Origin of the sequence: Leucobacter chromiiresistens (assembly GCF_900102345.1) — a bacterium.
GTDB lineage: Bacteria > Actinomycetota > Actinomycetes > Actinomycetales > Microbacteriaceae > Leucobacter > Leucobacter chromiiresistens.
This window is the reverse complement of sequence record NZ_FNKB01000001.1, coordinates 1,133,353-1,156,373: the sequence shown is the minus strand read 5'-3', so window position 1 is coordinate 1,156,373 and position 23,021 is coordinate 1,133,353. Positions and strand designations below refer to the sequence as shown.

21 protein-coding genes and 2 tRNA genes are annotated in these 23,021 nt (G+C 71.1%); 8 read left to right on the top strand and 15 right to left on the bottom strand.

The annotated features are described in order from the left end of the window. Window positions 1–38: 38 nt before the first annotated feature. On the bottom strand, window positions 39–1,643 hold the full coding sequence (locus BLT44_RS05385) for an SDR family oxidoreductase (RefSeq protein WP_010155080.1): 1,605 nt from the start codon (window positions 1,641–1,643) through the stop codon (window positions 39–41). Further along, window positions 1,549–2,580 (bottom strand): esterase/lipase family protein, encoded by a 1,032-nt coding sequence (locus BLT44_RS16110; protein WP_331270900.1) that lies wholly within the window; start codon window positions 2,578–2,580, stop codon window positions 1,549–1,551. The genes BLT44_RS05385 and BLT44_RS16110 overlap by 95 nt, the downstream gene beginning before the upstream one ends. Window positions 2,581–2,711: 131 nt before the next feature. Between BLT44_RS16110 and BLT44_RS05375 the strand changes: the two genes are divergently transcribed. From BLT44_RS05375 to BLT44_RS05365, 3 genes are all read left to right on the top strand, one after another. Next, complete coding sequence (locus tag BLT44_RS05375; RefSeq protein WP_010155082.1) at window positions 2,712–2,951, top strand: hypothetical protein; 240 nt, start codon at window positions 2,712–2,714, stop codon at window positions 2,949–2,951. Window positions 2,952–2,961: 10 nt separating this feature from the next. Next, complete coding sequence (locus tag BLT44_RS05370; protein WP_029608054.1) at window positions 2,962–3,417, top strand: BLUF domain-containing protein; 456 nt, start codon at window positions 2,962–2,964, stop codon at window positions 3,415–3,417. Window positions 3,418–3,537: 120 nt separating this feature from the next. Then, window positions 3,538–4,032: a MarR family winged helix-turn-helix transcriptional regulator gene (locus tag BLT44_RS05365; RefSeq protein ID WP_010155085.1), complete on the top strand. Its 495-nt coding sequence runs from the start codon at window positions 3,538–3,540 to the stop codon at window positions 4,030–4,032. Window positions 4,033–4,137: 105 nt separating this feature from the next. Here the strand turns inward: BLT44_RS05365 and BLT44_RS05360 are convergent, their stop codons facing one another. Together BLT44_RS05360 and BLT44_RS05355 are read right to left on the bottom strand one after the other, a co-directional pair. After that, the gene (locus BLT44_RS05360; RefSeq protein ID WP_029608055.1) at window positions 4,138–4,356 is read right to left on the bottom strand and encodes a hypothetical protein; all 219 of its coding nucleotides are present in this window, start codon (window positions 4,354–4,356) and stop codon (window positions 4,138–4,140) included. 331 nt (window positions 4,357–4,687) lie between these two features. Continuing rightward, window positions 4,688–5,947 (bottom strand): ferrochelatase, encoded by a 1,260-nt coding sequence (locus BLT44_RS05355; RefSeq protein ID WP_010155087.1) that lies wholly within the window; start codon window positions 5,945–5,947, stop codon window positions 4,688–4,690. A 202-nt stretch (window positions 5,948–6,149) separates the two neighbouring features. Here BLT44_RS05355 and BLT44_RS05350 point away from each other — a divergent pair, with 202 nt between their 5' ends. Then, entirely contained in the window at window positions 6,150–6,320 is a 171-nt protein-coding gene (locus BLT44_RS05350; RefSeq protein WP_010155088.1) for a CsbD family protein, read from the top strand. A 105-nt stretch (window positions 6,321–6,425) separates the two neighbouring features. Here BLT44_RS05350 and BLT44_RS05345 read toward each other — a convergent pair whose 3' ends face one another. The 5 genes from BLT44_RS05345 to BLT44_RS05325 all read right to left on the bottom strand — a co-directional run bounded on the left by BLT44_RS05345 (window position 6,426) and on the right by BLT44_RS05325 (window position 14,429). Then, complete coding sequence (locus BLT44_RS05345) at window positions 6,426–7,820, bottom strand: aldehyde dehydrogenase family protein (protein WP_074689989.1); 1,395 nt, start codon at window positions 7,818–7,820, stop codon at window positions 6,426–6,428. Between the two features lie 113 nt (window positions 7,821–7,933). Next, the gene (locus tag BLT44_RS05340) at window positions 7,934–9,736 is read right to left on the bottom strand and encodes a thiamine pyrophosphate-requiring protein (protein ID WP_176783271.1); all 1,803 of its coding nucleotides are present in this window, start codon (window positions 9,734–9,736) and stop codon (window positions 7,934–7,936) included. Next, window positions 9,733–10,938: a baeRF2 domain-containing protein gene (locus BLT44_RS05335; protein WP_143025993.1), complete on the bottom strand. Its 1,206-nt coding sequence runs from the start codon at window positions 10,936–10,938 to the stop codon at window positions 9,733–9,735. The genes BLT44_RS05340 and BLT44_RS05335 overlap by 4 nt, the downstream gene beginning before the upstream one ends. 153 nt (window positions 10,939–11,091) lie before the next feature. Then, a complete protein-coding gene (locus BLT44_RS05330; RefSeq protein WP_074689985.1) occupies window positions 11,092–13,470 on the bottom strand; it encodes a glycoside hydrolase family 65 protein in 2,379 nt (792 codons plus the stop codon). Next, window positions 13,467–14,429 (bottom strand): TIGR03885 family FMN-dependent LLM class oxidoreductase, encoded by a 963-nt coding sequence (locus BLT44_RS05325; protein WP_029608057.1) that lies wholly within the window; start codon window positions 14,427–14,429, stop codon window positions 13,467–13,469. Before BLT44_RS05325 ends, BLT44_RS05330 begins: the two co-directional genes overlap by 4 nt. A 354-nt stretch (window positions 14,430–14,783) precedes the next feature. Between BLT44_RS05325 and BLT44_RS05320 the strand changes: the two genes are divergently transcribed. After that, window positions 14,784–15,425, top strand: coding sequence for a PepSY domain-containing protein (locus BLT44_RS05320; protein ID WP_010155096.1), 642 nt, complete (start codon window positions 14,784–14,786; stop codon window positions 15,423–15,425). A 190-nt stretch (window positions 15,426–15,615) separates the two neighbouring features. Here BLT44_RS05320 and BLT44_RS05315 read toward each other — a convergent pair. Both BLT44_RS05315 and BLT44_RS05310 read right to left on the bottom strand, forming a co-directional pair. Next, a tRNA-Met gene (locus BLT44_RS05315) sits at window positions 15,616–15,692 on the bottom strand. Window positions 15,693–15,721: 29 nt separating this feature from the next. Continuing rightward, window positions 15,722–15,793, bottom strand: a tRNA-Thr gene (locus BLT44_RS05310). A 130-nt stretch (window positions 15,794–15,923) separates the two neighbouring features. Here BLT44_RS05310 and BLT44_RS05305 point away from each other — a divergent pair. After that, the gene (locus BLT44_RS05305; protein WP_176783270.1) at window positions 15,924–16,448 is read left to right on the top strand and encodes a hypothetical protein; all 525 of its coding nucleotides are present in this window, start codon (window positions 15,924–15,926) and stop codon (window positions 16,446–16,448) included. A gap of 198 nt (window positions 16,449–16,646) precedes the next feature. Here BLT44_RS05305 and BLT44_RS05300 read toward each other — a convergent pair whose 3' ends face one another. The 4 genes from BLT44_RS05300 to BLT44_RS05285 form a co-directional block, all read right to left on the bottom strand. Then, entirely contained in the window at window positions 16,647–17,492 is an 846-nt protein-coding gene (locus BLT44_RS05300; protein ID WP_010155097.1) for a sugar phosphate isomerase/epimerase family protein, read from the bottom strand. A gap of 11 nt (window positions 17,493–17,503) precedes the next feature. Beyond that, window positions 17,504–18,388, bottom strand: coding sequence for a carbohydrate ABC transporter permease (locus tag BLT44_RS05295; RefSeq protein WP_050803081.1), 885 nt, complete (start codon window positions 18,386–18,388; stop codon window positions 17,504–17,506). Then, on the bottom strand, window positions 18,385–19,272 hold the full coding sequence (locus BLT44_RS05290; RefSeq protein WP_010155099.1) for a carbohydrate ABC transporter permease: 888 nt from the start codon (window positions 19,270–19,272) through the stop codon (window positions 18,385–18,387). Before BLT44_RS05290 ends, BLT44_RS05295 begins: the two co-directional genes overlap by 4 nt. Window positions 19,273–19,341: 69 nt before the next feature. Further along, on the bottom strand, window positions 19,342–20,667 hold the full coding sequence (locus tag BLT44_RS05285) for an ABC transporter substrate-binding protein (protein WP_231291482.1): 1,326 nt from the start codon (window positions 20,665–20,667) through the stop codon (window positions 19,342–19,344). 293 nt (window positions 20,668–20,960) lie between these two features. On the opposite strand from BLT44_RS05285, the gene BLT44_RS05280 reads away from it, so the two are divergent. Together BLT44_RS05280 and BLT44_RS05275 are read left to right on the top strand one after the other, a co-directional pair. Then, on the top strand, window positions 20,961–21,956 hold the full coding sequence (locus BLT44_RS05280) for an SIS domain-containing protein (protein WP_010155102.1): 996 nt from the start codon (window positions 20,961–20,963) through the stop codon (window positions 21,954–21,956). A gap of 120 nt (window positions 21,957–22,076) precedes the next feature. Continuing rightward, window positions 22,077–22,997: a PfkB family carbohydrate kinase gene (locus BLT44_RS05275; protein ID WP_010155103.1), complete on the top strand. Its 921-nt coding sequence runs from the start codon at window positions 22,077–22,079 to the stop codon at window positions 22,995–22,997. Window positions 22,998–23,021: the final 24 nt, after the last annotated feature.

Sequence of the window (23,021 nt, the reverse complement as noted above, 5' to 3'; positions counted from 1 at the left end):
ACTGCAATACACGGTATTTTACACAACTCGTGTGCAATCTACTCGCCTGCAGACACCCCCGCCTCGGCGCGCGCCGCACGGACGGGGCGCTCCCCCTCGGCGAGCCCCACGATGCGGGCGACCATCCCGCTGAAGATCAGGCCGTGGAACGGCAGCATCGCGAGCCAGTACAGCCGCCCCGCGAGCCCGCGCGGGAAGAACACCGCGCGCTGCCGATAGATCGACCCCTGCGCGGTCGGCTCCACCGACAGTTCGAGCCAGGCGAGGCCCGGCACCCGCATCTCGGCGCGGAAGCGGAGCAGCCGGCCCGGCTCGATCGTCTCCACCCGCCACACGTCGACCGCGTCGCCGACGACGAGCCGCGTGCGCGAGCGCCGCCCGCGCTGCAGCCCGACGCCGCCCGTGATGCGGTCGTACCACCCGCGCAGCGCCCAGAGCCGCGGCGACGAGTACCACCCGGTCTCGCCGCCGATCTGCGTGATGACCGACCACACCGCCTCCGGCGACGCCGTCGTCTCGCGCTCCCGCTGATCGGTGAAGACGGTGCGGCCCGCCCACTCCGGGTCGCTCGGCAGCGGCTCGCTGGGGGCGGTCACGCGGGCGTCGACCCAGCTCGTCTCGACCCGGTCGAGCTCGATGCGCCCGAGCGCGAGCCGCACCGCCTCCCGGTACGACGTCAGCCCGTGCTCGGGCTTCGGCAGGAGCGCGTCGACATCGTGGTTCTGCATGACGCACCGGTGCTGCAGCGACTCGACGAGCGGGCGCGCGATCGAGGTCGGCACGGGAGTCACGAGGCCCACCCAGTGCGAGGCGAGCCGCGGCGTCAGCACCGGCAGCGACGCGATGCCGCGCTGCGGCAGCCCCGCCTCGACGGCGTACCCGTTCATCATCTGCCCGTACCGCAGCACATCGGGGCCGCCGATGTCGAGCGCGCGGTTCACGTCCTGCTCGACGCGGGCGGCGGCGAGCAGGTAGTGCAGCACGTCGCGCACCGCGATCGGCTGGATGAAGTTGCGCACCCACTTCGGCGCGGGCATGTAGGGCAGCACCTCGGTGAGATGCCGCACCATCTCGAACGACGCCGATCCCGATCCGATCACGACGCCGGCCTGCAGCTCGAGCGTCGGCACCCCCGAGGCGAGCAGGATCTCCCCCACCTCCGCGCGAGACGCGAGGTGCGGCGAGAGGCGCACCCCCTCGGGGTGCAGGCCGCCGAGGTAGACGATGCGCGACACCCCGGCGTCGCGCGCACGGGCGGCGACGTTCTCGGCGATCTCGCGATCCTTCTCGGCGAACTTCGCCCCGCTCGACATCGAGTGCACGAGGTACACGATGATGTCGACGTCGCGCACCGCGCGGGTCATCGCCTCGCGGTCGCTCGCGTCGCCCACCTCGATCTCGGTCTCATCCGACCACGGGTACGCGCGGATGCGCTCCTCGGAGCGCGAGAGCGTGCGCACCCGGTAGCCGGCGTTCAGCAGTCGCGGCATGAGTCGGCCGCCGAGGTAGCCGGTGGCGCCCAGTACGAGCACGCGCGGCATCGTTCCGTCATCGCGAGGGATCGCGCGGAGCGCCTCCTCCTGCCCCGTCGGCGCGCTGAGCCCCTCGTGGTTCTCCTCGGACCGATCTGCACTGCTGTTCATCCGCACCCCCGCAGGTTCCGCCCGGGGCACTGCACCCCGGCGCACCCCACCCATGATCCGCTGCTTCGCGCACAGCCGCGACGGTCTTGACATTGGCGAGAATGCGGAAGTGCCCGCCGGTGTCGACCGGCACGTTGCGCGCCCCGGCGAGTTCGCTGCCCTCGGGGATGTGCGGGTCGAACCGCGCGTAGACGGAGACGATGCGGCTGTTCGCGTCGGGCGCCTCGGCGAGGAGCACGATCGTCGGGTCGACGGGCGAGAAGGCCCGCAGCGTGCGCCCCAGCAGGTAGCGCGCGTACCGGGAGCCCCCGAAGGGCGCGGCGACGGCCACCATGCCGCGCACCCGCTCGGCCTGCCGCCCGAACGCCATCACGTGCTTGCCGATGAGGCCGCCCTTGCTGTGCGCGAGCAGCACGACGTCGGCGAGCCCGGCGGCGGCGAGGTAGTCGTCCACGATCCGGGCGCCCTCGACGACCGGAACGCGATTGTTGCGCAGCGGGTCGAGCACGTGCACCGGGTGCCCGTCGCGGTGGAGGCGGCGGATCAGCGGAAGCATGAACCGCCACGGCTCGTAGACGCCGGGGATCACGACGACGGGGCACCCCGACCCGCTCAGGAAGTCGCGCGGACCGGAGCGGTCCCAGAGCGCACGGGCCTGCCAGCGGAGCGCGTAGGCGTAGTCCGCGATCCACCACCCGAGGCGCCGCAGCAGCCCGCCCCGCCGGGGCCCGGCATGGAGCTGCGCCGCATCCGCGCTCTCCGGAGTTGCCGCTCTCGCGTTCGTCGTGTCCCCCGAACTCTCGGCGGCGCGGTGCCGCGCCCTGCCCGACGGCGCTGCGCCGCCCGGTGTGATGGTGCTCGTGAGCGACGGTATCGCGCTCGCGCGCGCGTCACAAGCCGGGTGCCGGAGTACGATCGCGACCCGACCGCGGAGCACGCCGCCGGTTCTCGCCCCTGTGCGCGGCGGGATGCCGCCGTTATGATGGCGGCAGACGCGTTCCGTCGTCTCCTCGCCGCCCATCGCGTTCTGTGCGACCTCGTGTCGATGGCATCTGTGAAAGGCAAGCAATGAGCGTCACTACGAGCGGTCTGCCGGGTGCGATCACCTGGGCGCGGATCGAGGACGACTTCTTCGTGGGGAGCCGCGATGGCGAATTCCTCGGGTTCATCGATGTCGAGTCGTCGGGCATGTATGTGGTCTGCAACCAGTTCTCGCGCCCCATCGGGCAGTTCGCGGAACTCGACGGCGCGATGGCGGCGCTGCGCGACGGCGCGGTGCCCGTGCTCGAGCAGGACGGAGCTGCGTGACGTGGACGGCATGACTGCGACGCCCGAAGCGGGCGCGGAGACGGTGCGTTCGGTGGTCTACACGAGCGTCGCCGCCCGCCCGTTCACCGACGACGAGCTCGACGCGCTGCTGCAGCAGGCGCGCGCCCGGAACGCAGCGCTGGGTATCACCGGCATGCTGTCGTACCGCGACGGCAGCTTCGTGCAGTTCCTCGAGGGCCCCGAGCCGCGGCTCGCGGAGCTCATGGCCGACATCTCGGCCGATGCGCGCCACACCGACGTGCGCGTGCTCATCGACGAGCCCATCGCGCAGCGGCAGTTCTCCAGTTGGACGATGGGATACCGGCGCATGCGCCCGACCGCGGGGCCGGTGCCCGAGGGGTTCCGCGACACGTTCACGGATCTGGAGCGGGGCGCCGACGATGCGACGACTGCGCGAGCCGCGCGCGAGCTCGTCTTCTGGTTCAAGGTGCGCACGGAGAGCTGAGGGCCGCGATCCCTACGGCGCGCGAACCGATTCTTGCGCATCCTGTACTTGTCGCGAACTGTATTAAAATCTGACCTAAACTGGTCGGGGGGCCAATCTCAGGCGCGGTAAGGAAGTGTTGTGAAGAACATCGTCAGCAGCGAAGAGGAGCACCTGTACTCCGCCGAGCCCATCACCGAGTCCGCCCGATCGCTCATCACCGCGATGCAGCAGCTCAGAGGGGCGCAGCAGCGCCAGGAGGCTCGCTCCCTCGACCACTCGGGGCTGCACAGTCAGGATCTGCGGGCGCTGCGCTACATCGTGCAGGCCGACCGCAGCGGGCAGCCGATCAGCCCCAAAGACCTCATCACCATGCTGAACACCTCGAGCGCGAACGTCACCAACGTCATCGATCGCCTGGTGAAGAAGTCGCTGGTGACGCGCGACCCGCACCCGACCGATCGCCGCGCGCGCTTCCTGAAGCCGACGGGAGTCGCGATCAACGAGGTCGATGCGGCGTTCGAGGAGCACCATGCGGCGCTGATCTCGGCGGCGAACAGCATCTCTCGTGCAGACGCCGAGACGACGAGTCGCGTGCTCGCCAGCCTCACGGCGGCGCTCAACGACGTCGCGTAGGGCGCGAACGCGCCCCGCACGACGGCGCTTCAGCGTGCCTGCACGTGAGCGCGTCCGCGCGTGAGCGTGCGCTTCCGCCCGTCGGCGCGTTCGCGTTTCAGTGCGTCAGCGGTCGAGCAGGCGCGGGCGGCGACCGGCGCGGCGGTCGAAGTGATTGCGCACCTCGAAGTGCGCGCGCACCGCGTCGGCCATCTCCTTGTCGAGCAGCCAGGGCTGGTGACTCGGGTGGTCGGGGTAGCGCAGGCGCAAGAACTTGCGGACTCGGTGCCCGGGGTGCACCCCCGGGTTGTGGCCGAGTTCTTCGGCGAGCTCGCTCGGGCTCATCGGGTACTGCAACGCTGGTCTCCCCTCGTGCGCGCGGCTCGCAGAGGTCTGCCGGTGCGCCATTGATCGGGCGCCGCGATCCCGAATTCCGGGTCCACGGACCGAAGTCGCCGTCACCGACTCCCCACGTAGCGTGACACATGGTAGGGCGCACGTCGCGCGACGCGCCGAGAAAGGTCAGAAGTTGACTTTAATTCTATCTTAAACGCCGTCCAAACTTGCGCCGATCGCCGACACGGCAGCGGATACGGCGGAGCGCCGCCGCACTCGCCTCAGCGAGCACGACGGCGCTCCTTCCCACGCACGATGGGCCGGCGCGGCGGCCGCGCGATCAGGGCTGCAGGCCCGCGATCGCCGGCTTGAACCCGAGGCGCGGGTTCTCGCAGCACCCCGGCCTGCACACGTCGAACCAGGGCCCGATCGAGGTGGCATTGGCGCGCTCGCTCGCGGGCCGGCCCTCGATGCGCTCCTGCACGAGATCGACGAGCGCCCCGACGAACGCGGGGTGCACTCCGGGAGTGGGCACGCGCGTGACCCAGAGGCCGCGCTCCGTCGCCGTCTCGGTCGCCTCCTCGTCGAGATCCCACATGACCTCCATGTGGTCGCTCACGAAGCCGAGCGGCACGATCACCACCGCGGATCGGCCCTCGAGCTCGCCGATCGCGTCGTTGATGTCGGGCTCGAGCCACGGCTGCGAGGGCGGGCCCGAGCGCGACTGGTACACGAGCTGCCAGGAGATCTCGGGTGCGGCCTGCTCGATGATCTCGGCCGCGGCGGCCAGGTGCTGCGCGGCGTACCCGCCGCCCTCGGTGTCGGCGAAGAGCCCCGCGCCCGAGAGCGCGGCATCCGCCGTCGGGATGCTGTGCGTCGTGAACATGATCTCGACCTGCTCGGCGCCGTGGCCGGCTGCGAGCGCCTGCGCGACGCCGGCGCGCACGCCCTCGACGAACGGCTGCAGGAATCCGGGGTGCGAGAAGAACTGACGCACCTTGTCGATGCTCAGGGTCTGCTGCAGACCGGCGCTCTCGAGAGCATCCGCCCAGTCCTCCCGGTACTGGCGGCACGAGGAGTACGACGAGTACGCACTGGTCGGGATCGCGAGCATCGTGCGCACCCCGTCGGCGGCGGCCTGCTCGAGCGCCTCGTCGAGGTAGGGCGCCCAGTTGCGATTGCCCCAGTAGACCGGCAGGTCGATGCCCGCCTCCTGGAGCCGGGCGCGGAGCGCCGCGAGCAGCTCGCGGTTGTGATCGTTGATGGGGCTGACGCCGCCGAAGTGGCGGTAGTGGTGCGCCACCTCCTCCAGACGCTCGTCGGGGATGCCGCGGCCGCGGGTCACGTTGCGCAGGAAGGGGAGCACGTCGTCCTGCCCCTCCGGCCCGCCGAACCCGGAGAGCAGGATCGCGTCGTAGGCGAAGGGCTCCGTCGTGTGCTCGGGCCCGTCTTGCGTCGCGGGAGTCGCATTCGGCACCCGCGCGCCCGGCGCGAAGTGCACCGAGGTGGCTGCGGCCGGCTTCGTCTCCCGGCGCCCCGTGGGCCGGTACCCGGCTGCCGTCGAGGTGCTTCCGCCTCCAGGTGCGTCAGTGCTGTTCATGTGGATTCCTCCCGTCAAACCTGCTCCCCTCAGCATAGATCTGATCTATGGCCGATCCTGGCAGCCGTCCCAGCCGCGCGCCGCGCCGACCCCGATTGCACTGTGAATTACACAGTTAGTGTGTTACAAAGTAATTGTTGGAACGTGATGACGGCATCGCGCTCGAGCTCGTGCTCGATCCAACCGACGAAAGGGGAACATCGTGGGACTCGACGACAAGATCAAGAACGCGGCCGAAGAATTCACGGGCAAGGCCAAGGAGACGGTCGGCAAGGCGACGGGCAACGAGAAGCTCGAGGCCGAGGGCCGCGCCGATCAGGCGAAGGCAGACCTCAAGCAGGCCGCCGAGAAGGGCAAGGACGCGCTGAAGTAGCCAGCCCGGCGATACGCACGACCGCGCCCCGAGCGGCGCACCCGACCCCGATGGGGAACCGGATGCACCGCTCGGGGCTCGATCGTCTCGGGAGGGCCCTCCGGCTCACTCCATGCCGGGAATGGCCTCCAGATGGGCCACCTTCATCGTCGACATCTCGTCGAGCAGCTCCGGCCCGTACCCGAACCCCGCGCCGCTCCGGCCGCGCGGCTGCGCCGCTCCGCCCGGTGCGCCGCCGAAGACGTGATTGATCTTGACGGTGCCCACCGCCAAGCGGTCGATCGCCTCGTGCGCGTGATCGAGCCGAGGGGTCAGCACCGACGCCGACAGCCCGTACTCGTCGGCGGACGCGCGCTCCAGCGCCTCCGCGAAGTCGGCGACGACCATCACGGGGGCGACCGGCCCGAACGTCTCCTCGCGCATCACCGTCATCTCGGGCGTGACGTCCACGAGCACCGTCGCCGGGTACGCGCTCCCCGCCCCCTCCGGCACGGCACCGCCCACGAGCGCCCGGGCGCCCCGATCCACCGCGGCCCGCACCTGGTCGTGCACGGACTCGCGCATCCGCTCATCGACGAGCGGCACCACGCGCCCCTCCGCCGTCCAGCGCTCCGCCTCTGCGGCGAGCGCGTCGATGAACGCCTCGGCCACATCCCGGTGCACGAAGATCCGCTCCACCGACGTGCAGATCTGGCCGCTGTTCGTGAAGGCGCCGATCGCCGCCTGCTCGGCGGCCCACTGCACGGGCACGCCCGCGTCGACGATGAGCGCGTCGTTGCCGCCGTTCTCGCGCACCAGGTGCGCGCCCGTGAGTGCGACGCTGCGCGCGATCCGCTCGCCCGCGTGCGTGGAACCCACGTGCGCGACGAGATCGATCTCCGTCGAGGCGACGAGCATCTCCCCCTCGCGGGCGCCGCCCGTCACCGTGGCGAGCACGCCGGCGGGCAGGTGCTCGCCGAGCACGGCCCCCAGCAGGGCACCCAGGTGCGGGCACCGCTCGCTCGGCTTGTGCACGACGGTGTTGCCCATCGCCAGCGCGGCGCCGATGAGACCGGCGCTCACCGCGACGGGATCGTTCCACGGCGTGACGATCGCGGCGACACCCCTCGGCTCGGGGCGCATGACGTCGAGCGCGGTTCCGGGCCCCAGCAGGCTGCGCCCGCGGTGCACCGGCGCGAGCTCGGAGTACTGCAGCAGCGTGTCGACGGCCGCCCGCACGCCCCCGAGGGCGCCCTCCAGGTCGCGGCCGGTCTCGCGATGGTGCAGATCGGCGACCTCGCCCTCGTGCTCGGCGAGGGCGCGCGCCGCCGCACGCAGCGCCTGGCCGCGCTGCGCCGGCGCCGTGGCGCGCCAGGCCGGGAAGGCCTCGCGGGCACCCTGCACGAGTGCGCGGATCTCCCGCTCGCTCGTGATCGCGGCGCTTCCGACGCTGGTGCCGTCGCTCGGGTTCGTGATGTGCAGTTCGCTCTCGCTGGTCGCGCTCGTGTTGCTCTGGTGCACGCAGGTCCCTTCCGTCGTCCGTCGCTGACTGTCTATCGGTCCGCCCGCCCCGGGCGCAGGAGGGTTGCGCCCGGTGATCGTTCGATGCAATGGGGCGGCGGCGCGGCCGCGCGTCACTCCCGCGGGCGCGCCGCGATCCGCTCGTACTCCTCGAGCAGACGCAGCGCCTCCTCGCCGCGCTCGCCCTCGGCGTGCAGGCCCTCCCGCATGGGGCTCAGCTTCTGCCGCGCCCCGGGGAACGGCGGCAGCAGCGGCACGTGCTGCGACACGATCGCCTCGACGACGACCGGCCGCTCGGCGGCGAACGCCTCGTCGAGCGCCGCGGGCAGCTGCTCGGCGGCGTCGACGCGGATGCCGTGCAGACCGAGCAGCTTCGCGTATTCGGCGTAGCCGAACTCGGGCAACCGCTGCGACGGCACGAACCGCGGCTGCGCCCCCATCTCGCGCTGCTCCCAGCTCACCTCGGCGAGATCGCGATTCTGCAGCACGAGCACGACGAACTGCGGGTTCACCCATGTGCTCCAGCGCTGCGCCACCGTGATGAGCTCGGCGTTGCCGAGCATCTGCATGGCGCCATCGCCGGCGAGCACCGCCACCGGGCGTTCCGAGTCCGACTCCTTCGCGGCGATCCCGTACGGCACCCCGCACCCCATGCTCGCCAGCGTGCTCGACAGGTGGGCCTGCAGCGAACCGGGCAGCCGGATCTGCCGCGCGTAGTGGTAGACGCAGCTGCCCACGTCGCTCGCGAGGCGCACCTCGGGCGCGAGCCTCGCACCGAACTCGCGCACCATGAGCTCCGGGTTCAGCGGCGGAGCGGCGACCTCGGAGCGCAGGCGGGCGGTGTCGCGCCACTCCTGCACGCTCCGCTCGACGCTCTCGCGCCACGGCGTCGCGCCGCGCGCGTCGAGCCGGGCGAGCAGCGCTTCGAGCGTGTCGCGGGCATCGCCGACGAGCCCCACCTCCACCGGGTAGCGGTTCGCGATCACCGCGGGATCGATGTCGATCTGCACCGCTCGGGCCTGGCCGGGTGCGGGGTAGAACTCCGTCCACGGATCGTTCGAGCCGACGATCAGCAGCGTGTCGCAGTGCTCCATCGCGTACGCGGACGCGTCGGTGCCGAGATGCCCCATCGTTCCGGCCGACAGGGGCAGCCGCTCGTCGACGTAGGGCTTGCCGAGCAGACTGGTGGTGAGCGCGGCGCCGAGGTGATCCGCGAGACGCTGCACCTCCGCGCGCGCATGCGCCACGCCGCGGCCGGCGAGGATCGCGATGCGCTCGCCCGCCGCGAGCACGTCGACCGCCGCATCGAGATCCTCGGAGAGCGGCCGCGGCACGCCCCGCGCGGCGAGCGGGGCCGTGACGACGTGGCCGTGCTCCTGACCGAGCTCCGGGGCCGGGGCGTCCTGCACGTCGTGCGGCAGGATCACGACGGTGGGCTGCTTCCGCGCCAGCGCGGAGCGGAAGGCGCGATCGAGCGCCAGATAGATCTGCTCGGGCGAGCTCACGAGCTGCACGAACGGCGCCGCGACATCGTGGAAGAGCGTCTGTAGATCCACCTCCTGCTGGTAGTCGGAGCCGAGCACGCTGCGGTGCTGCTGCGCGACCAGGGCGACGACCGGAACGCTGTCGAGCTTCGCGTCGTAGAGCCCGTTGAGCAGGTGGATAGCGCCGGGGCCCTGCGTCGACGTGACCACGCCGACGCCGCCCGTGTACTTCGCGTCGCCGACGGCCATGAACGCCGCGCTCTCCTCGTGCCTCGCCTGGACGAACCGCGGCGCCGCCGTGGCCCGGCCGAGCGCCCCGAGCAGCGGATTGTTGCCGTCGCCCGAGTATCCGTAGAGGCGCTCGACGCCCCACTTCGCCAACCGGTCGACGATCGCATCCGCCACCGTGCCCCGCTCCACTCCTCCGCTCATGCGAACGACCTCCCGTCTCCCTGCACCTGCGTATCTCCCGGGGCGCCGCGCTCCCAGCGCAGCAGCGCGAACGGAGGCTGCGCATCGCGCTCCTCCCGCGCCGCGTCGGGCGCCTGCGGTTCGTCCTCGCAGATGCGCACCCGCGCATCGGTGAGCACTGCGGCGCGCGCGAGAGCCTCGGCGAGCGGCTGGCGGGCGACCTCGCCCGCCGCGTCGAACGCCTCCCCGTCGGCCGCGATCCACGGCTCCGCATCGAGCGCGACGAGCGCGCCCGGCGCATCGGCGTCGTCGGCGTCGGCGGCGGCGGGCGCTGCGATCAGGCGCGCGTCGAGGAAGAGCTCGGCCACCTGCGCCTGCTGCAGCGCCGCGACGACGGCCTCGGCGCCGTCGGCCCGCAGGCGGCCGCCCTCCGCGTGCGAAGCGTCGATCGCCCCGGCGAGGTCGCGCGCGAGCGCGCCGTCGAGCGCCTGCTCGATCGCGTGCCGCAGCGCGGCATCCCCCGCACCGTCGGCGCGGGTGTTCGCGTCGACCTCGACCACGAGGCTCGCGCTCTCGGGGGCGAGCTGATCGCGGAGCAGCTGACGCGCCCGCACGTCGCCCGCCAGCGCGATGAACGCGGGCGCGGCTTCGCGCGTGAGGCGATCCACCACCTCGGCGACCTCGGACTGCGTGTGCTTCCAGATCTCCTCCGAGTGGCGCTGCCAGCGCGGCTGCGACCACCCGCCGGCCTGCACCTTCGGCAGCGCATCGGTGCGCCCCTCGACGCTCTCCGACGACTCCGCCTCGCGCTGCCCCGCGGTCTCGAGGCAGACGTCGGCGCCGTCGCGGGAGGTCTCGACGACGAGGTAGCGGAGCATGCGGCCCCGGTGCCGCAGCAGGGGCACGAGCACCGGGAGCGGGCCGTGCGCGAGCACCTCCGGACCGTGCCGTGGCCCCGCGAACTCCTCGTGCACGACGATGCGCCCGTCGCGCACCAGCAGGAAGCGCGTGGTCGGGTCGGCGGCTCCGTTGCGCTCGCGCAGCGCCTCGCGGATCACGGCCACGTCGCCCTCGGGGGCGCCCGCATCGGCCAGTCGACGCAGCGACCGCCCCTCCCGCGCCTCCTCCACCGACTGCGGCTCGTCGCTCGTTCCATCCGTATACGCCGTCGTCCACGGCCCGGGCGTCTGCAATGCGTTCCGGAGATCTCTTCCTGTGGTCATCGCGTGCGCTCTCCCCTCAGTCGTCGGATTCGTCCGCAGCGAAGCTGCACCTCCAATCTGGGGCGTGCGGGCCGAGCGCGCGACGGCCTTGAAGGCGGGCGCGCGGGCACCTACACTCCGAACCCGCCCGGTCGCGGAAGCCTCACCCGCCGGTCACTGCTCCCCGAGCGCCCGGCCGGCCGGGCGCGGCGCCCGGCTGCGCGGCTGCACGGGCGTCGCGCTCGCCGCCGGCTGCGCCGGGGTCGGCAGGCGCAGGGCGCGATCCGGCCCCAGCGCGACCTCCTCCCCGAAGTGCCGGAAGCGCACCGCGTCGCCCTCGCGCAGCCGGTACGTCGTCTCGGTCGGCGCGATCTCGAGCTCCACCACCGAGCCGTGCACGCGCACCGCGAACGTCAGGCGGCTCAGCCGCGAGGGGAGCCGCGGCGCGAACCCGAACCCCGAGGAGCTGTCGCGCAACCCGCCGAAACCGCAGACGAGCGCCAGCCAGACGCCGCCCAGCGCGGCCACGTGCAGCCCCTCCTCCGTGTTGCCGTGCAGGTCGTCGAGATCGAGCGTCGCCACCTCCGCGAGATAGTCGTACGCGAGGTCGAGATGCCCCACCTCCGCGGCCACCACCGCCTGGGCCGCTGCGGAGAGCGAGGAGTCGCGCACTGTGATCGCCTCGTAGTAGGCGAACGCGCGATCCTTCTCCGCGAACGTGAACGCCTCGTGCGCGAAGAACAGGGCGAGCACGAGATCGGCCTGCTTCACGACCTGCTTGCGGTACAGATCGAAGTAGGGGAAGTGGTCGTGCAGCAGGTACTGCTCGGGGTGCGTCGACTCGAAGTCCCACCGCGCCAGATCCGTGTAGCCCGCCGCCTGCGGGTGCACGCCCCGGGCCGAGTCGAACGGGATGTGCATCGCGTCGGCCGCCGCCTCCCAAGCCGAGACCTCCTCCGCCGCGATGCCGAGGCGATCGGCGACATCGGCATGGGCGCGAGCCGACGCCGCGGCGCCCCGCAGGTTCAGCTGCACCATGAGGTTGGTGTACACGTTGTCGTTCATCACGGCGGAGTACTCGTCGGGCCCCGTGACGCCGTCGATGTGGAAGGCGCCGCGCTCATCGCGGCGGCCGAGCGAGAGCCACAGGCGCGCCGTCTCCATCAGCATCTCGATACCGCACTCCCGCTCGAAATCGGTGTCGCCCGTCGCGCGCACGTACTGCGTCACGGCCACCGCGATGTCGGCGTTGACGTGGAACGCCGCCGTGCTGGCCGGCCAGTACCCCGAGCTCTCGCGGCCGTCGATCGTGCGCCAGGCGAACGCGGCGCCCTCGAGACGCAGCAGCTTCGCACGATCGCGGGCATGATCGAGCGTCGCGTAGCGCCAGCGCAGCGCCTGCTCCGCGGCGCGCGGCGATGTCGAGATGAGCACCGGCAGCACGAAGGCCTCGAAATCCCAGAACGTGTGCCCCTCGTAGCCCGACCCCGTGAGCCCCTTGCCCGGGATCGAGCGCAGCTCCAGCCGCGCCGAGGCCTGATGGGTCTGGAATAGCGCGAAGCGCACCGCCTGCTGCAGGCGCGGCTCCCCCTCGACGCGCACGTCGGCGGAGCTCCAGAACGCGTCGAGGTGTCGGCGCTGCGCGGCCGCGATGCCGCCCCAGCCGTCGCGCACCGCGGCCGCCACACCCGACACCGCCTGCTGCTGCAGCGCCGCGACCGAGGCCCGCCCCGACCACTCGTGACCAACGAACTTCACGAACTCGAGGGCCTCCCCCGCCCCCAGCGACGCCCGGATCGTGGTCCGGGCGACATCGCCCTCGGCGCGGGAGCTCACGGAGGCGCTCGGCCCATCGGGCGCGTCCTCCCCCATGAGCACGTGATCCATCGCCGTCGCGACCGTCAACCCGCTCTCCCGCGTGCGGTGCACGACGACGGCCGACGCCCCCGCCGCCTCGCCGGCGAGACCGACCAGCGGCCGCGCCAGCAGATCCTGCACCCGTGGATCGCCGTGCTCCGTCGGCAGCGGCTCGTTCGCGCGCACCTCCGACTCGACGACGACCTCGACGGGCGACGCCACCGCTCGCACCGAGTAGCGCACGGCCGCGATCGAGCGGTGCTCGAACGACACCAGCCGCGTGGAGCGGATCTCAACAGCATCCCCCGAGGGCGTCGTCCAGGTGAGGCTGCGCTGCAGCGTGCCGGCGCGGAAGTCGAGCCGCCGCACGTGGCCGTCGACCGCGCCGTGGCGCACCGTGAAGGGCTCGCCGTTCACCTGCAGCCTGATGATCTGCCCGTTCGGCACGTTGATCACGCTCTGGCCCGTCTCGGGGTAGCCGTAGCCGTCCTCCGCGTACGGCATCGGGTGTTCCTCGAACACGCCGTTCAGGTAGCTGCCCGCGAGCCCCCGCGGATCCCCCTCGTCGAGATTGCCGCGCCAGCCCACATGCCCGTTCGAGAGCCCGAACACCGACTCCTCGTGCGCGAGCTGCGCCGCATCCAGCCCGCCCGTGCTGAGGCCCCACGGTTCGACGTCGAATTTCGGTGCGGTCACAGGATCCTCCGGAGTTCGGGCAGCAGTTCGGCTTCGCACCGCCGCAGAAACGTCTGCTGGTCGGGGCCGACGTGGTGCAGGTAGACGTGATCGAAGCCGGCGGCGAGCTCCGCGATCCGCTCGGCCAGGTCGACCGCGGAATGGGAGATCACCACCTCGCGCCCGAGCGCCTCCTCCGACACCCGCGCGGCCGCCTCGTAGTCCTCGGGTTCGGGGAGCTCCCACATGAGCTCGCCCGGCACGGTGCTGTGCGCCCACTGATCCGCCGCTTCGCGCACCGCCTGCTCCGCCGTCTCGCCGAGGCTCACGTGCACCTGCAGGCGGGCACTGCCGGCGCCGCCCGCCGCACGGTACCGCTCGAGCATGGCCCGCGTCTCCTCGGGCGTGGATGCGACGGTGATCAGGCCGTCCGCCCACCCCGCGACCCACTCCGCCGTGTCGGCGCTCGCGGCCGCGCCGAGCAGCGGCACGCGCTCCGCGGGGCGGCTCCAGATGCGCGCCCGGTGCACGCTGACGAGACCCTCCGGCTCGTGCACCTGCTCACCGTCGAGCAGTCGGCGGATCACGTCGACGCACTCGCGCAATCGCCGCTGCCGCGCGGGCTTCTCTGGCCAGGGGTCGCCGGTGACGTGCTCGTTGAGCGCCTCTCCGCTGCCGAGGGACGCCCAGAAGCGGTTCGGGAACATCTCGGCGAGCGTCGCGATCGCCTGCGCCACGATGACCGGGTGGTAGCGCTGACCGACCGCATTCACAATGCCGAAGCTCAGCGAGGTGGTGGCGAGCGCCGCGCCCAGCCAGCTCCACGCGAACCCCGACTCGCCCTGCCGCCGCGTCCACGGCGCGAGGTGATCGGAGCACATCGCCGCCTCGAAGCCGGCCCGCTCGGCGAGCTGCACCGCCTCGAGCAGCTCGCTCGGAGCGTGCTGCTCGTGCGACGCGTGGTACCCGATCACCGTCATATCTCCGCCCCTCTCTCGCGCGTCGGCCCCGCGTGCGCGGTGCGACTCGTGCGCGCTGCGCGCCTCGTACGCATTGCGCACCTCGTGTGCATTGCGATCGAGGCTACCGATCGCGACCCCGCCGAACCATCGGCTTGCGCCCGGCGCCGCCGATTTCGTATGGGCCCCGCATGCGTATCGAGGCTCGATCCACTGCGCAACCCGGCCCGCACTACCTAAAAACGCTCGCTCGCATACGTAAAAACGCGGAAAGGCGCGTACGGACGCGGATCACGGCTCACAATTGCGGATGCGCAGGCACACGCGCAGCCCTGCACCCACCTCGTCACGACCGAATCAGGAATCGAGCCCCTCATGCACCGTCGACCATTCACGTCCGTCTCGATCGCCCTCGCGATCCCCGCCGTTCTCGCCGCCGGCCTCATGCTCACCGGCTGCGGCGACACCAGCGGCGACACGGCGCCCACCGAACCGACCGCCACGAGCGCGGCCCCCGATTCGACAGCGTCGCCCGGCGACTCGTCGTCGACCGCCGACGAGTCGCCGCAGACCACCCCGTCGCACCCCGACCTTCGGGAGTTCGTGCCCGACATCGCGCCGCAGGAGGCGGCGGACGCCGCGCTGCACGCCGCCCCCGGCGACCTGCAGTCGATCGAGCTCACCCCGCGCCGCTCGCGCCTCGTCTACCGCGTCGAGATCATCACCGCGACCGAGGAGGTCGACGTCGACGTCGACGCCGCAGACGGGTCGGTGCTCGACCAGCGCACCGAGCGCATTGAGCACGACGAGGTACCCGACCCCGCCATCTCGCTGTCCGACGTCGTGCCCGTCGCTGAGGCGATGGTCTCGGCGACCGCCGAGATCGACGAGCCGGTCGGCAGCTGGAAGCTCGGCTTCTCCGACGGCCGGCTCGTCTACCAGTTCGAGTTCGCGAGCACCGACCGCGAGGCCGTCGTCGACGCGTTCACCAGTCAGCTGGTCGACATCGACGACTGACCGCGGCGGCGGTGCGGCCGGGCGGCGGTGCGGCCGGGCGGCGGCTTTGCGACTGCGCCGCGGCGGCGCAGCGGTGCCGCGGTGCCGGTGCGGCCGCGCAGCGGCCGGACCCGCCGCCCGCCGGCCCGACCGCACGACCGGCCCCGAACGCGAAGAAACCCCCTCGCAGGAGGGGGTTTCTTCGTGACTCTGGTAGCTGAGGCGGGGCTCGATCCCGCGACCTCACGATTATGAGTCGTGCGCTCTAACCAGCTGAGCTACTCAGCCAAACCTGATCGGAAGACCAGCAGAGTCAGAGCCCCGAGCCAGGATTGAACTGGCGACCCCTTCCTTACCATGGAAGTGCTCTACCACTGAGCTATCGGGGCGCGGCCACCGTGCGATGACAACCGTTAGAGAATAGCACTGTTGACCGCCTAAAGTGAAATCTGGTGGGCGCGAATCGTGCGCCCGGGCGGGTCCGCAGCCGGAAGCGGGGCGGACGGATGAGGAGCAGGTGTGCGGAGCCCGATCGTGGTGGTCGTCGGAGTGGTGCTGGCGCTGTGGATGTCGGTCGGCCGCTGGCCGTTCGGCATCGGCGGCAGTCTGACCTGGTGGTACGTGCCGACGATCGGGTTCGTGTTCGCCGGGCTGCAGCTGTGGCTGGCGCACCGGCTGCGGGTGACGGCGGCGCGTGGGCGGCGCACGAGTCGCAGCACGATCGTCTCGCTGATCCTGGCATGGCTCAGCGCCGTCGGTTTCGGGCTGACGGTTCCGGATCGCGTGGGCGACGATCTCGTCTCCGTGCTGAGCCTGGCCTCGGGATCCGACTTCTCCGTGGAGATGTCGCTCGCGCTCTGCAACCCCCTCGGCATCCTCGCGTTCGCGCTCGCCATCGCCGCCCTCGCGTTCGCGTACGCCGACGCCCGCGATCCGAAGCCCGAGGAGGACGAACTCGCCGAGCGCTCAGATCTCGCCGAGCACTCAGAGCTCGCGGATCGCTCGGAACACTCAGATCTCGCCGAGCGCGAGCGTTTCGTCTGAGACCGAGGGAATCTTCGGCGCCGAATCCCTCGGTCTCGCGGCGACCCCTCGGTCTCGCCGCGTCGGGGCGTCGGCGCGGGCGTCGGGGCGTCGGCGCGGGCGTCGGGGCGTCGGCGCGGGCGTCGGGGCGGCGGGGCGTGCGGGCAGCGCCGGCAGCGCGCGGGCAGCGCGCCGGCAGCGCGCCGGCGCACGGGCGGATCAGCGCGCGGGCGACGGCAGCGCCGCCTCGATCGCGGCGAGCGACCGCGCGAGCGCGGGGCGGGGGTCCAGAGCGTAGCTCCCGTCGCCGAAGAGCTCGACCGTCATCCACCCCGGGTAGCCGTGCCGATCGAGGGAGGCGAGAATGCCCCGCAGATCGAGCGATCCGTCGCCCCAGGCGAGGTGGCCCGTGGGCGAGCCGTCGATGAGGTGCACGTGCCGCACCCGGTCGCCGAGCACGGCGAAGGTCTCGTCGACGGTCTCCCCCGCCGCCGACATCGCGACGGTGTCGAGCGCGACGCCCAGGTTCGACGCCCCGATGTCGGCGAGCGCCCGGGCGGCGTCGCGGGCCGTGTTCACGAGATTCGACTCCACGCGCTGCAGCGGTTCGAGCAGGCACTCGACCCCGAGCGCCGCCGCGCGGCCGGCGATCTCCCCGATCGCGTCGACCGACCGACGCCACGCCGCCTCGCGCGGCTCGCTCTCGAACCCTCGCCCGGGCGTCAGGAACAGCTTCGGCGAGCCGAGTTCGACGGCCAGCTCGGCCGCGCGACGGAACATCGCGATGCTCTCGGCGCGCAACCGGCGATCGGGCGAGGCGATGTTCACGGGGTACATCACCTGCTCGGGCGTGAAGCAGACGATGTCGAGCCCGCGCTCCGAAGCAGTACGGCGCACCCGGCGGGCGTCGTCGTCGCTCGCCCACGGCACGTGCAGGTGCGGGGCGATGCCCCACAGCTCGACGGCGGCGCGGCCGAGGGTCGCGAGGTCGTCGAAGCACCGCTCGAGCGGGTGGTGCTGATACGAGAAGTTGGATCCGGCGACCCGGGCGAGCTCGATCGTCATGGCGCGCCCCCTCACTTCCCGACCCCGTCGGCGAGGCCCTTCACGAAGTAGCGCTGGCAGACGAGGAAGAGCACGACGACCGGCACCGCCGCGATCACCATGCCCGCGAAGACCACGGGGTAGTCGGTGCCGTGCTTGCTCATGAGGCTCGTCAGGCCGACCGGCAGCGTCTGCGCACCGACGCTGCTCGTGAACACCATCGCGAAGAGGTACTCGTTCCACGCGAAGAGCACGTGCAGCAGCACCGTCGAGACGAGGATGGGCTTGCACATGGGCAGGATGATCCGCCAGAACGTCGTCCAGCGGCTCGCCCCGTCGATCTGGGCGGCCTCGTCGACCTCCATCGGCAGGTCGATCATGTACGAGCGGATCAGGAACGTGGTGAAGGGGATGCGGAACGCGGTGTAGAGCACCATCAGCGCCCAGAACGTGTTGTACAGCCCGAGCGCCTGGAACATCTTGACGAGGGGCACCAGCGCGACCGCCGGGGCGAGCATGAGCCCGCCGAGGATGATGCCCGACCAGAGCGCGCTGAACGGGATCCGCACCCGCGTGAGGCCGTACGCCGCCCAGGCGCTCACGAGCACCGTGGTGATCGTCGACACGACCGTGACGAGCAGGCTCGTCGTGAGGAAGTCGCTCACCCCGCGGTTCCACGCGTTCGCGTAGTTCTCCCAGCTCCACTGCTGCGGGAGCGCGAACGGGTTGCCGAAGAGCTCGGTGTTGGTCTTGAACCCGTTGAAGATCATCCACAGCAGCGGGTAGATCACGATCACGGCGAGCCCGATGAGGAACGACCAGGCGAAGACGCGCCCGATGATCCCGAGGAACCCCGCCTTGCCGATGCGCGGCCGCTGCGGGCGCACCGTCAGCAGCACTGCAGTCTCAGTACTCATACCTCGACCCTCCGTTTCCGCGTGTACCACAGCTGCGCGAGGCCGATGCCGAGCGAGAGCACGAAGATCACGACGGCGATCGCCGCCGCGTATCCGAAGTCGTTGCGCACGAACCCGTTGCGGTAGAGCCAGGTGCCGAGCACCTGCGTCGAGTTGTTCGGCCCGCCGCTCGTCATCACCATCACCTCGTTGAACACCTGGAACGCCCCCGAGATCGTGACGATCATCATGAGGCCCGACATCTCGCGGACGAGGGGCAGCGTGATCGTGAAGAAGCGGCGGAAGGGCCCCACGCCGTCGAGTTGGGCCGCCTCGTACAGCTCGGACGGGATGCGCTGGATCGCGACCGTGAAGAGGAGGGCGGAATAGCCGAACCCCTGCCACTGGCTCATCGCGATGATCCCGAGCATCGCCGTGCTCTCCTGCCCGAGCCACGGCTGGGCCAGGGCGTCGAGCCCGAAGAAGCCGAGCGCGCTGTTGAGCATGCCGATGTTCGGCTCGTAGATGAAGTAGAAGAGGAGGCCGGAGACGGTGATCGAGATCGCCGAGGGGATGAAGTAGATCACCCGCAGCGAATTGCGCACGCGTGCGTTTCTGACGCTCTCCACCATCGCGGCGATGACGAGGGCCCCGCCGACCTGGAAGACGATCGACATGAGCGCGTAGAGCAGGTTGTTGCCGAGCGAGCGCCAGAAGACCGGGTCGTGCAGCAGCTTCTCGAAGTTCTTCGCTCCGACGAACTCCTGGGTGCCGGAGTAGATGTCCCACTCGCTCGTCGCGAACCCGAAGTTCTGCACGAGCGGGAGGTAGACGAATGCGATGAGGATGAGGATCGCCGGAGCCAGCCACAGCAGCCCGCGGAGCGATGCGAGGCGCGTTTGCATATCAGGTCCTGTTCGTTCGGGATCGGGCGGGGCGGTCGAGCACTGCGGGCTCGACCGCCCCGTTCCTGATCACTGCGCCATCGAGTTCGCGTTCTGCACGCTGGCGAGAATCTCATCGGGGGTCGAGTCGCCGCTGATGAGCGCCTCGCCGCCGGCGAGCCAGGCGTCGGCGACCTCGGGAACGGTGACGGTGTCGAGCCACACCACCAGCTGCGATGCGTCGTTGACCTGCTCGATGCCGCTGAAGACGGCGGCGCTCGAGGTCTCCTCGGTCACGGCGCCCACCACGGTGCTCGGCTGCCCGTAGGGAGGTGACGAGAGCGTCTTTGCGTTGGCCTCCTCGGTCACGAACTGCATGAAGTCGACGGCGAGCGGCGCGCGCGGCGACTTGGCGTTGATGAGGTACCCCTCGGGGGATCCCTGGATCGCGTCGGCGTCGCCCTGGGCGCCCTCGGGCACCGGCAGCTTGAAGATGCCGAAGTTCTCGGGGGTGAGCTCGGCGCCCTCGGCGGTGACGGTGTCGAATTCGAGGATCTCCTGGTAGTACATGGCGGCACGGCCGCCCGAGAGCGCCTCCTGCGCGGTGGTGTAGAGCACGCCGTTGGTGCCGCGGCCGGAGTCGGTGCACTCGGAGACCAGCCGGTCGAACTGCTCGAGCGACTCGATGTAGCCGGGGTCGCTCCACTCCGCGGTCGCGGGGTCGAAGTCGGCGTGCAGCGTGTCGGCGGGCACGTTGTAGCCGAAGAGCTGCTGCAGGTAGTGCAGGGCGGGCCAGCCGTCTTTGTTGCCGAACGCGATGGGCTCGTAGCCGGCGTCGCGCAGCGGGCCGCAGGTGTCGATGAGCTCTTCGAACGTGGTCGGCACCTCGACGCCCGCCTCCGCGAACGCCGCGGTGTTGTAGCCCATGAACTTGCCGTTGTTGTAGAGCGGCACTCCGTAGTACTGGTCGCCGAACTTGAAGGCGTCGAGCGAGGCCTCGCCGAATGTCGCGCCCCATTCGGTGTCGGGCGCGATCACGTCGGTGAGGTCTGCGGCGAGCCCGCCCTCGACGAAGTTCTGCGCCCAGGTGCCGGCCCAGGTGAAGTAGATGTCGGGCAGCGCGCCCGAGGCCGTCAGCGTCTTCGTCTTGTCCTTGACCGACTGGTCGGTCTCCTGGATGAACTCGATCTCGACGTCGGGGTGGAGCTTCTGGTACTCCTCCGCGATGTCGAGGAAGTAGGGTTCGAGCGGTTCGCCGGCGAACTTGGTGAGCACGCTGAGCGTGCCCGAGTACTCGGGCTCGGCGGTGACGTCGACGGCTTCGCCGCCGCCTCCGCCGCCCGCGCAGCCGCTCAGCGCGATGGTCGCCGCTGCGGCCAGCACGATGACCGATCTTGTCTTCCGTTGCATATTCATGCCCTCCTCTTCGAGAGCGCCGCAGGTGCGCGACGGCCCGCCAGGTGTGGTGTTCGGCGCCGGGAGGCTGCGATTTCGCGAAGCCTGATACCGGTCCCACCTGCCTGAAAAGTATTGTGACCGAACGGGGGCGGCACCGCAAGGCCTGTCGCGAATCTCCTCCGTATTTGTAGGCGAAATCGACGATCGGACGCGATTCCGTATTGACGGCCGCGACGCAGCCGTGTCACGATACTCGGACGTGATACCGGTATCAGACCGGAGCACTCGACCGCCACGAAAGGACAATCACCATGCTCGGTTTCAACGAGGAAGAACTCCGCGAGCAGCTCAGCAGTGCGGTCGCGCTGCGCCCGCAGATCGAAGCGCTCGTCGATCAGCTCGAGAACATCGACAACGTGCTCCTCATCGGCTCGGGCGGCACCTACGCCCAGATGTGGCCGTACGAGTACCTCGCCCGCCGCCACTCGAAGCTCCCCGTGCGCGCCGCGATCTCCCGCGAGCTCATCGAATCGGGCGACGCCTGGCTCGGCACCGGCACCCTCGCCGTCTTCGCCTCCGCATCGGGCACCACCGAGGACGTGCTGCTCGCCATCGACTACGTCACGAGCAAGGGCGCCACCACCGTCGCCTTCACCGGCATCGCCGACTCCCCCATCGCGCAGAACGTCGACCACGCACTCGTCTGCGCCCCGAAGACGTGGCCCTTCGACCCGCAGCTGCTGCTGCTCGTCGGCCGCATCATGCACGCCCGCGGCGAGTTCGACGGCTACACCTCGCTCGCCGACGAGCTCGTGCACCTCCCCGACGCCGTGATCGAGGCCGCGAAGGCGACCGAGGATCAGGCGAGCGCCTTCGCGGAGGCGCACGCGGATTCCGACTACTACTTCCTCATCGGCGGCGGCCCGCTGTGGGGCCTCACCTACCTCTACTCGATGTGCGTGCTCGAGGAGATGCAGTGGCTCCGCACCACGCGCGTCAACGCCTCGGAGTTCTTCCACGGATCGCTCGAACTGCTCGAAGCCGACACTCCCGTGCTGATCTTCCAGGGGGAGGACGAGACGCGGCCCCTCACCGATCGCGCCGAAGCCTTCGCCAAGCGCATCTCGAACGACGTCACGGTGCTCGACAACCGCAACTACGAACTCGCCGGCTTCAGCCCCGAGAACCGCGCGCTCATCGCACCCATCGTGCTCGACATCGCGGTCGGCCGCTTCAGCAAGCACCTCGAGCGCGTGCGCAATCACTCGCTCGACCTCCGCCGCTACTACCGCGTCATGGAGTACTGAGCCCCCGAGCCCCGCAACGGCCGGGTGCTCGCGTCGCGCGACCGACGCGAGCATCCGGCCGCCCCTCCCCCGGTGCGCGACGCCCGTCGCGCACCGACTTCGCGCTTGAGAGGAACGCCCGTGAAGATCCTCGGCTTCGGCGACAACATCGTCGACCGCTTTCTCGACCGTCGACTCGACTACCCCGGCGGCAACGCGGTCAACGTCGCCGTCTACGCCCGCCGCCTCGGCGCGACCGCCGGATATCTGGGGGTCTTCGGCGACGATCCGCTCGCCGGCTTCCTGCGCGCGGCGGTGGCCGCGGCGGGCGTCGACGATGCGCACTGCGTCGTGCGACACGGCGAGACCGGCATCTCGACCCTCAACGTCGTCGACGGCGAGCGCGTCTTCCTCGAATGGAACGACGGCGGCATCACGGTGCGGGAGCCCATCGATCTCGACGACGGCCGCCTCGCCTACGCGGCGGGCTTCGACCTCGTGCACTCGAGCGTCTACTCGCGCACCGAACCCGAGCTGGCGCGGCTGCGGGAGACGGACGCACTCGTCAGCTTCGACTTCTCATCGGAGCCCGAGTTCCGCACCGATGCTTACCTCGCGCGCGTCGCCCCCCACCTCGACCTCGCCCTCCTCTCGTGCTCCGAGCAGAGCGTCGAGGAGACCCATCGCCTGCTCGACGCGGCGCTCGCCGCGGGCGCCGGCATCGCCCTCGCCACACGGGGAACGGACGGCGCCATCGCAACCGACGGCGCGCATCGCGTGCACGCCGACACCCTCCTCATCGCGGACCCCGCCTCGATCGTCGACACCATGGGGTGCGGCGACGCATTCGTCGCCGGGTTCGCCGTCGAGCTGCTCCGCCGCGGGTGGAGCCGCCGGCGCCGACCGGGCGCCGAAGACCTGCTCGCGGCGCTGAGCGCCGGCCACCGCTCGTCGCGCGAGCAGTGCTTCGTGGAATCCGCATTCGGCGGGGGCCGCGCGATCCCCGCAGACGAGCTGCGCCGGTACACCGCCCCCGAGGCGGCCGCCCCGCGCGGGCTCTAAACTGGAGGCTCCGGCATCGAGGAG

What these genes read in the sequence shown, in the direction of transcription:
- BLT44_RS05385 (WP_010155080.1), bottom strand. Translation starts at nt 1,643, where the DNA reads ATGAACAGCAGTGCAGATCGGTCCGAGGAGAACCACGAGGGGCTCAGC.
- BLT44_RS05375 (WP_010155082.1), top strand. Translation starts at nt 2,712, where the DNA reads ATGAGCGTCACTACGAGCGGTCTGCCGGGTGCGATCACCTGGGCGCGG.
- BLT44_RS05370 (WP_029608054.1), top strand. Translation starts at nt 2,962, where the DNA reads ATGACTGCGACGCCCGAAGCGGGCGCGGAGACGGTGCGTTCGGTGGTC.
- BLT44_RS05360 (WP_029608055.1), bottom strand. Translation starts at nt 4,356, where the DNA reads ATGAGCCCGAGCGAGCTCGCCGAAGAACTCGGCCACAACCCGGGGGTG.
- BLT44_RS05355 (WP_010155087.1), bottom strand. Translation starts at nt 5,947, where the DNA reads ATGAACAGCACTGACGCACCTGGAGGCGGAAGCACCTCGACGGCAGCC.
- BLT44_RS05340 (WP_176783271.1), bottom strand. Translation starts at nt 9,736, where the DNA reads ATGAGCGGAGGAGTGGAGCGGGGCACGGTGGCGGATGCGATCGTCGAC.
- BLT44_RS05335 (WP_143025993.1), bottom strand. Translation starts at nt 10,938, where the DNA reads ATGACCACAGGAAGAGATCTCCGGAACGCATTGCAGACGCCCGGGCCG.
- BLT44_RS05325 (WP_029608057.1), bottom strand. Translation starts at nt 14,429, where the DNA reads ATGACGGTGATCGGGTACCACGCGTCGCACGAGCAGCACGCTCCGAGC.
- BLT44_RS05320 (WP_010155096.1), top strand. Translation starts at nt 14,784, where the DNA reads ATGCACCGTCGACCATTCACGTCCGTCTCGATCGCCCTCGCGATCCCC.
- BLT44_RS05300 (WP_010155097.1), bottom strand. Translation starts at nt 17,492, where the DNA reads ATGACGATCGAGCTCGCCCGGGTCGCCGGATCCAACTTCTCGTATCAG.
- BLT44_RS05295 (WP_050803081.1), bottom strand. Translation starts at nt 18,388, where the DNA reads ATGAGTACTGAGACTGCAGTGCTGCTGACGGTGCGCCCGCAGCGGCCG.
- BLT44_RS05290 (WP_010155099.1), bottom strand. Translation starts at nt 19,272, where the DNA reads ATGCAAACGCGCCTCGCATCGCTCCGCGGGCTGCTGTGGCTGGCTCCG.
- BLT44_RS05285 (WP_231291482.1), bottom strand. Translation starts at nt 20,667, where the DNA reads ATGAATATGCAACGGAAGACAAGATCGGTCATCGTGCTGGCCGCAGCG.
- BLT44_RS05280 (WP_010155102.1), top strand. Translation starts at nt 20,961, where the DNA reads ATGCTCGGTTTCAACGAGGAAGAACTCCGCGAGCAGCTCAGCAGTGCG.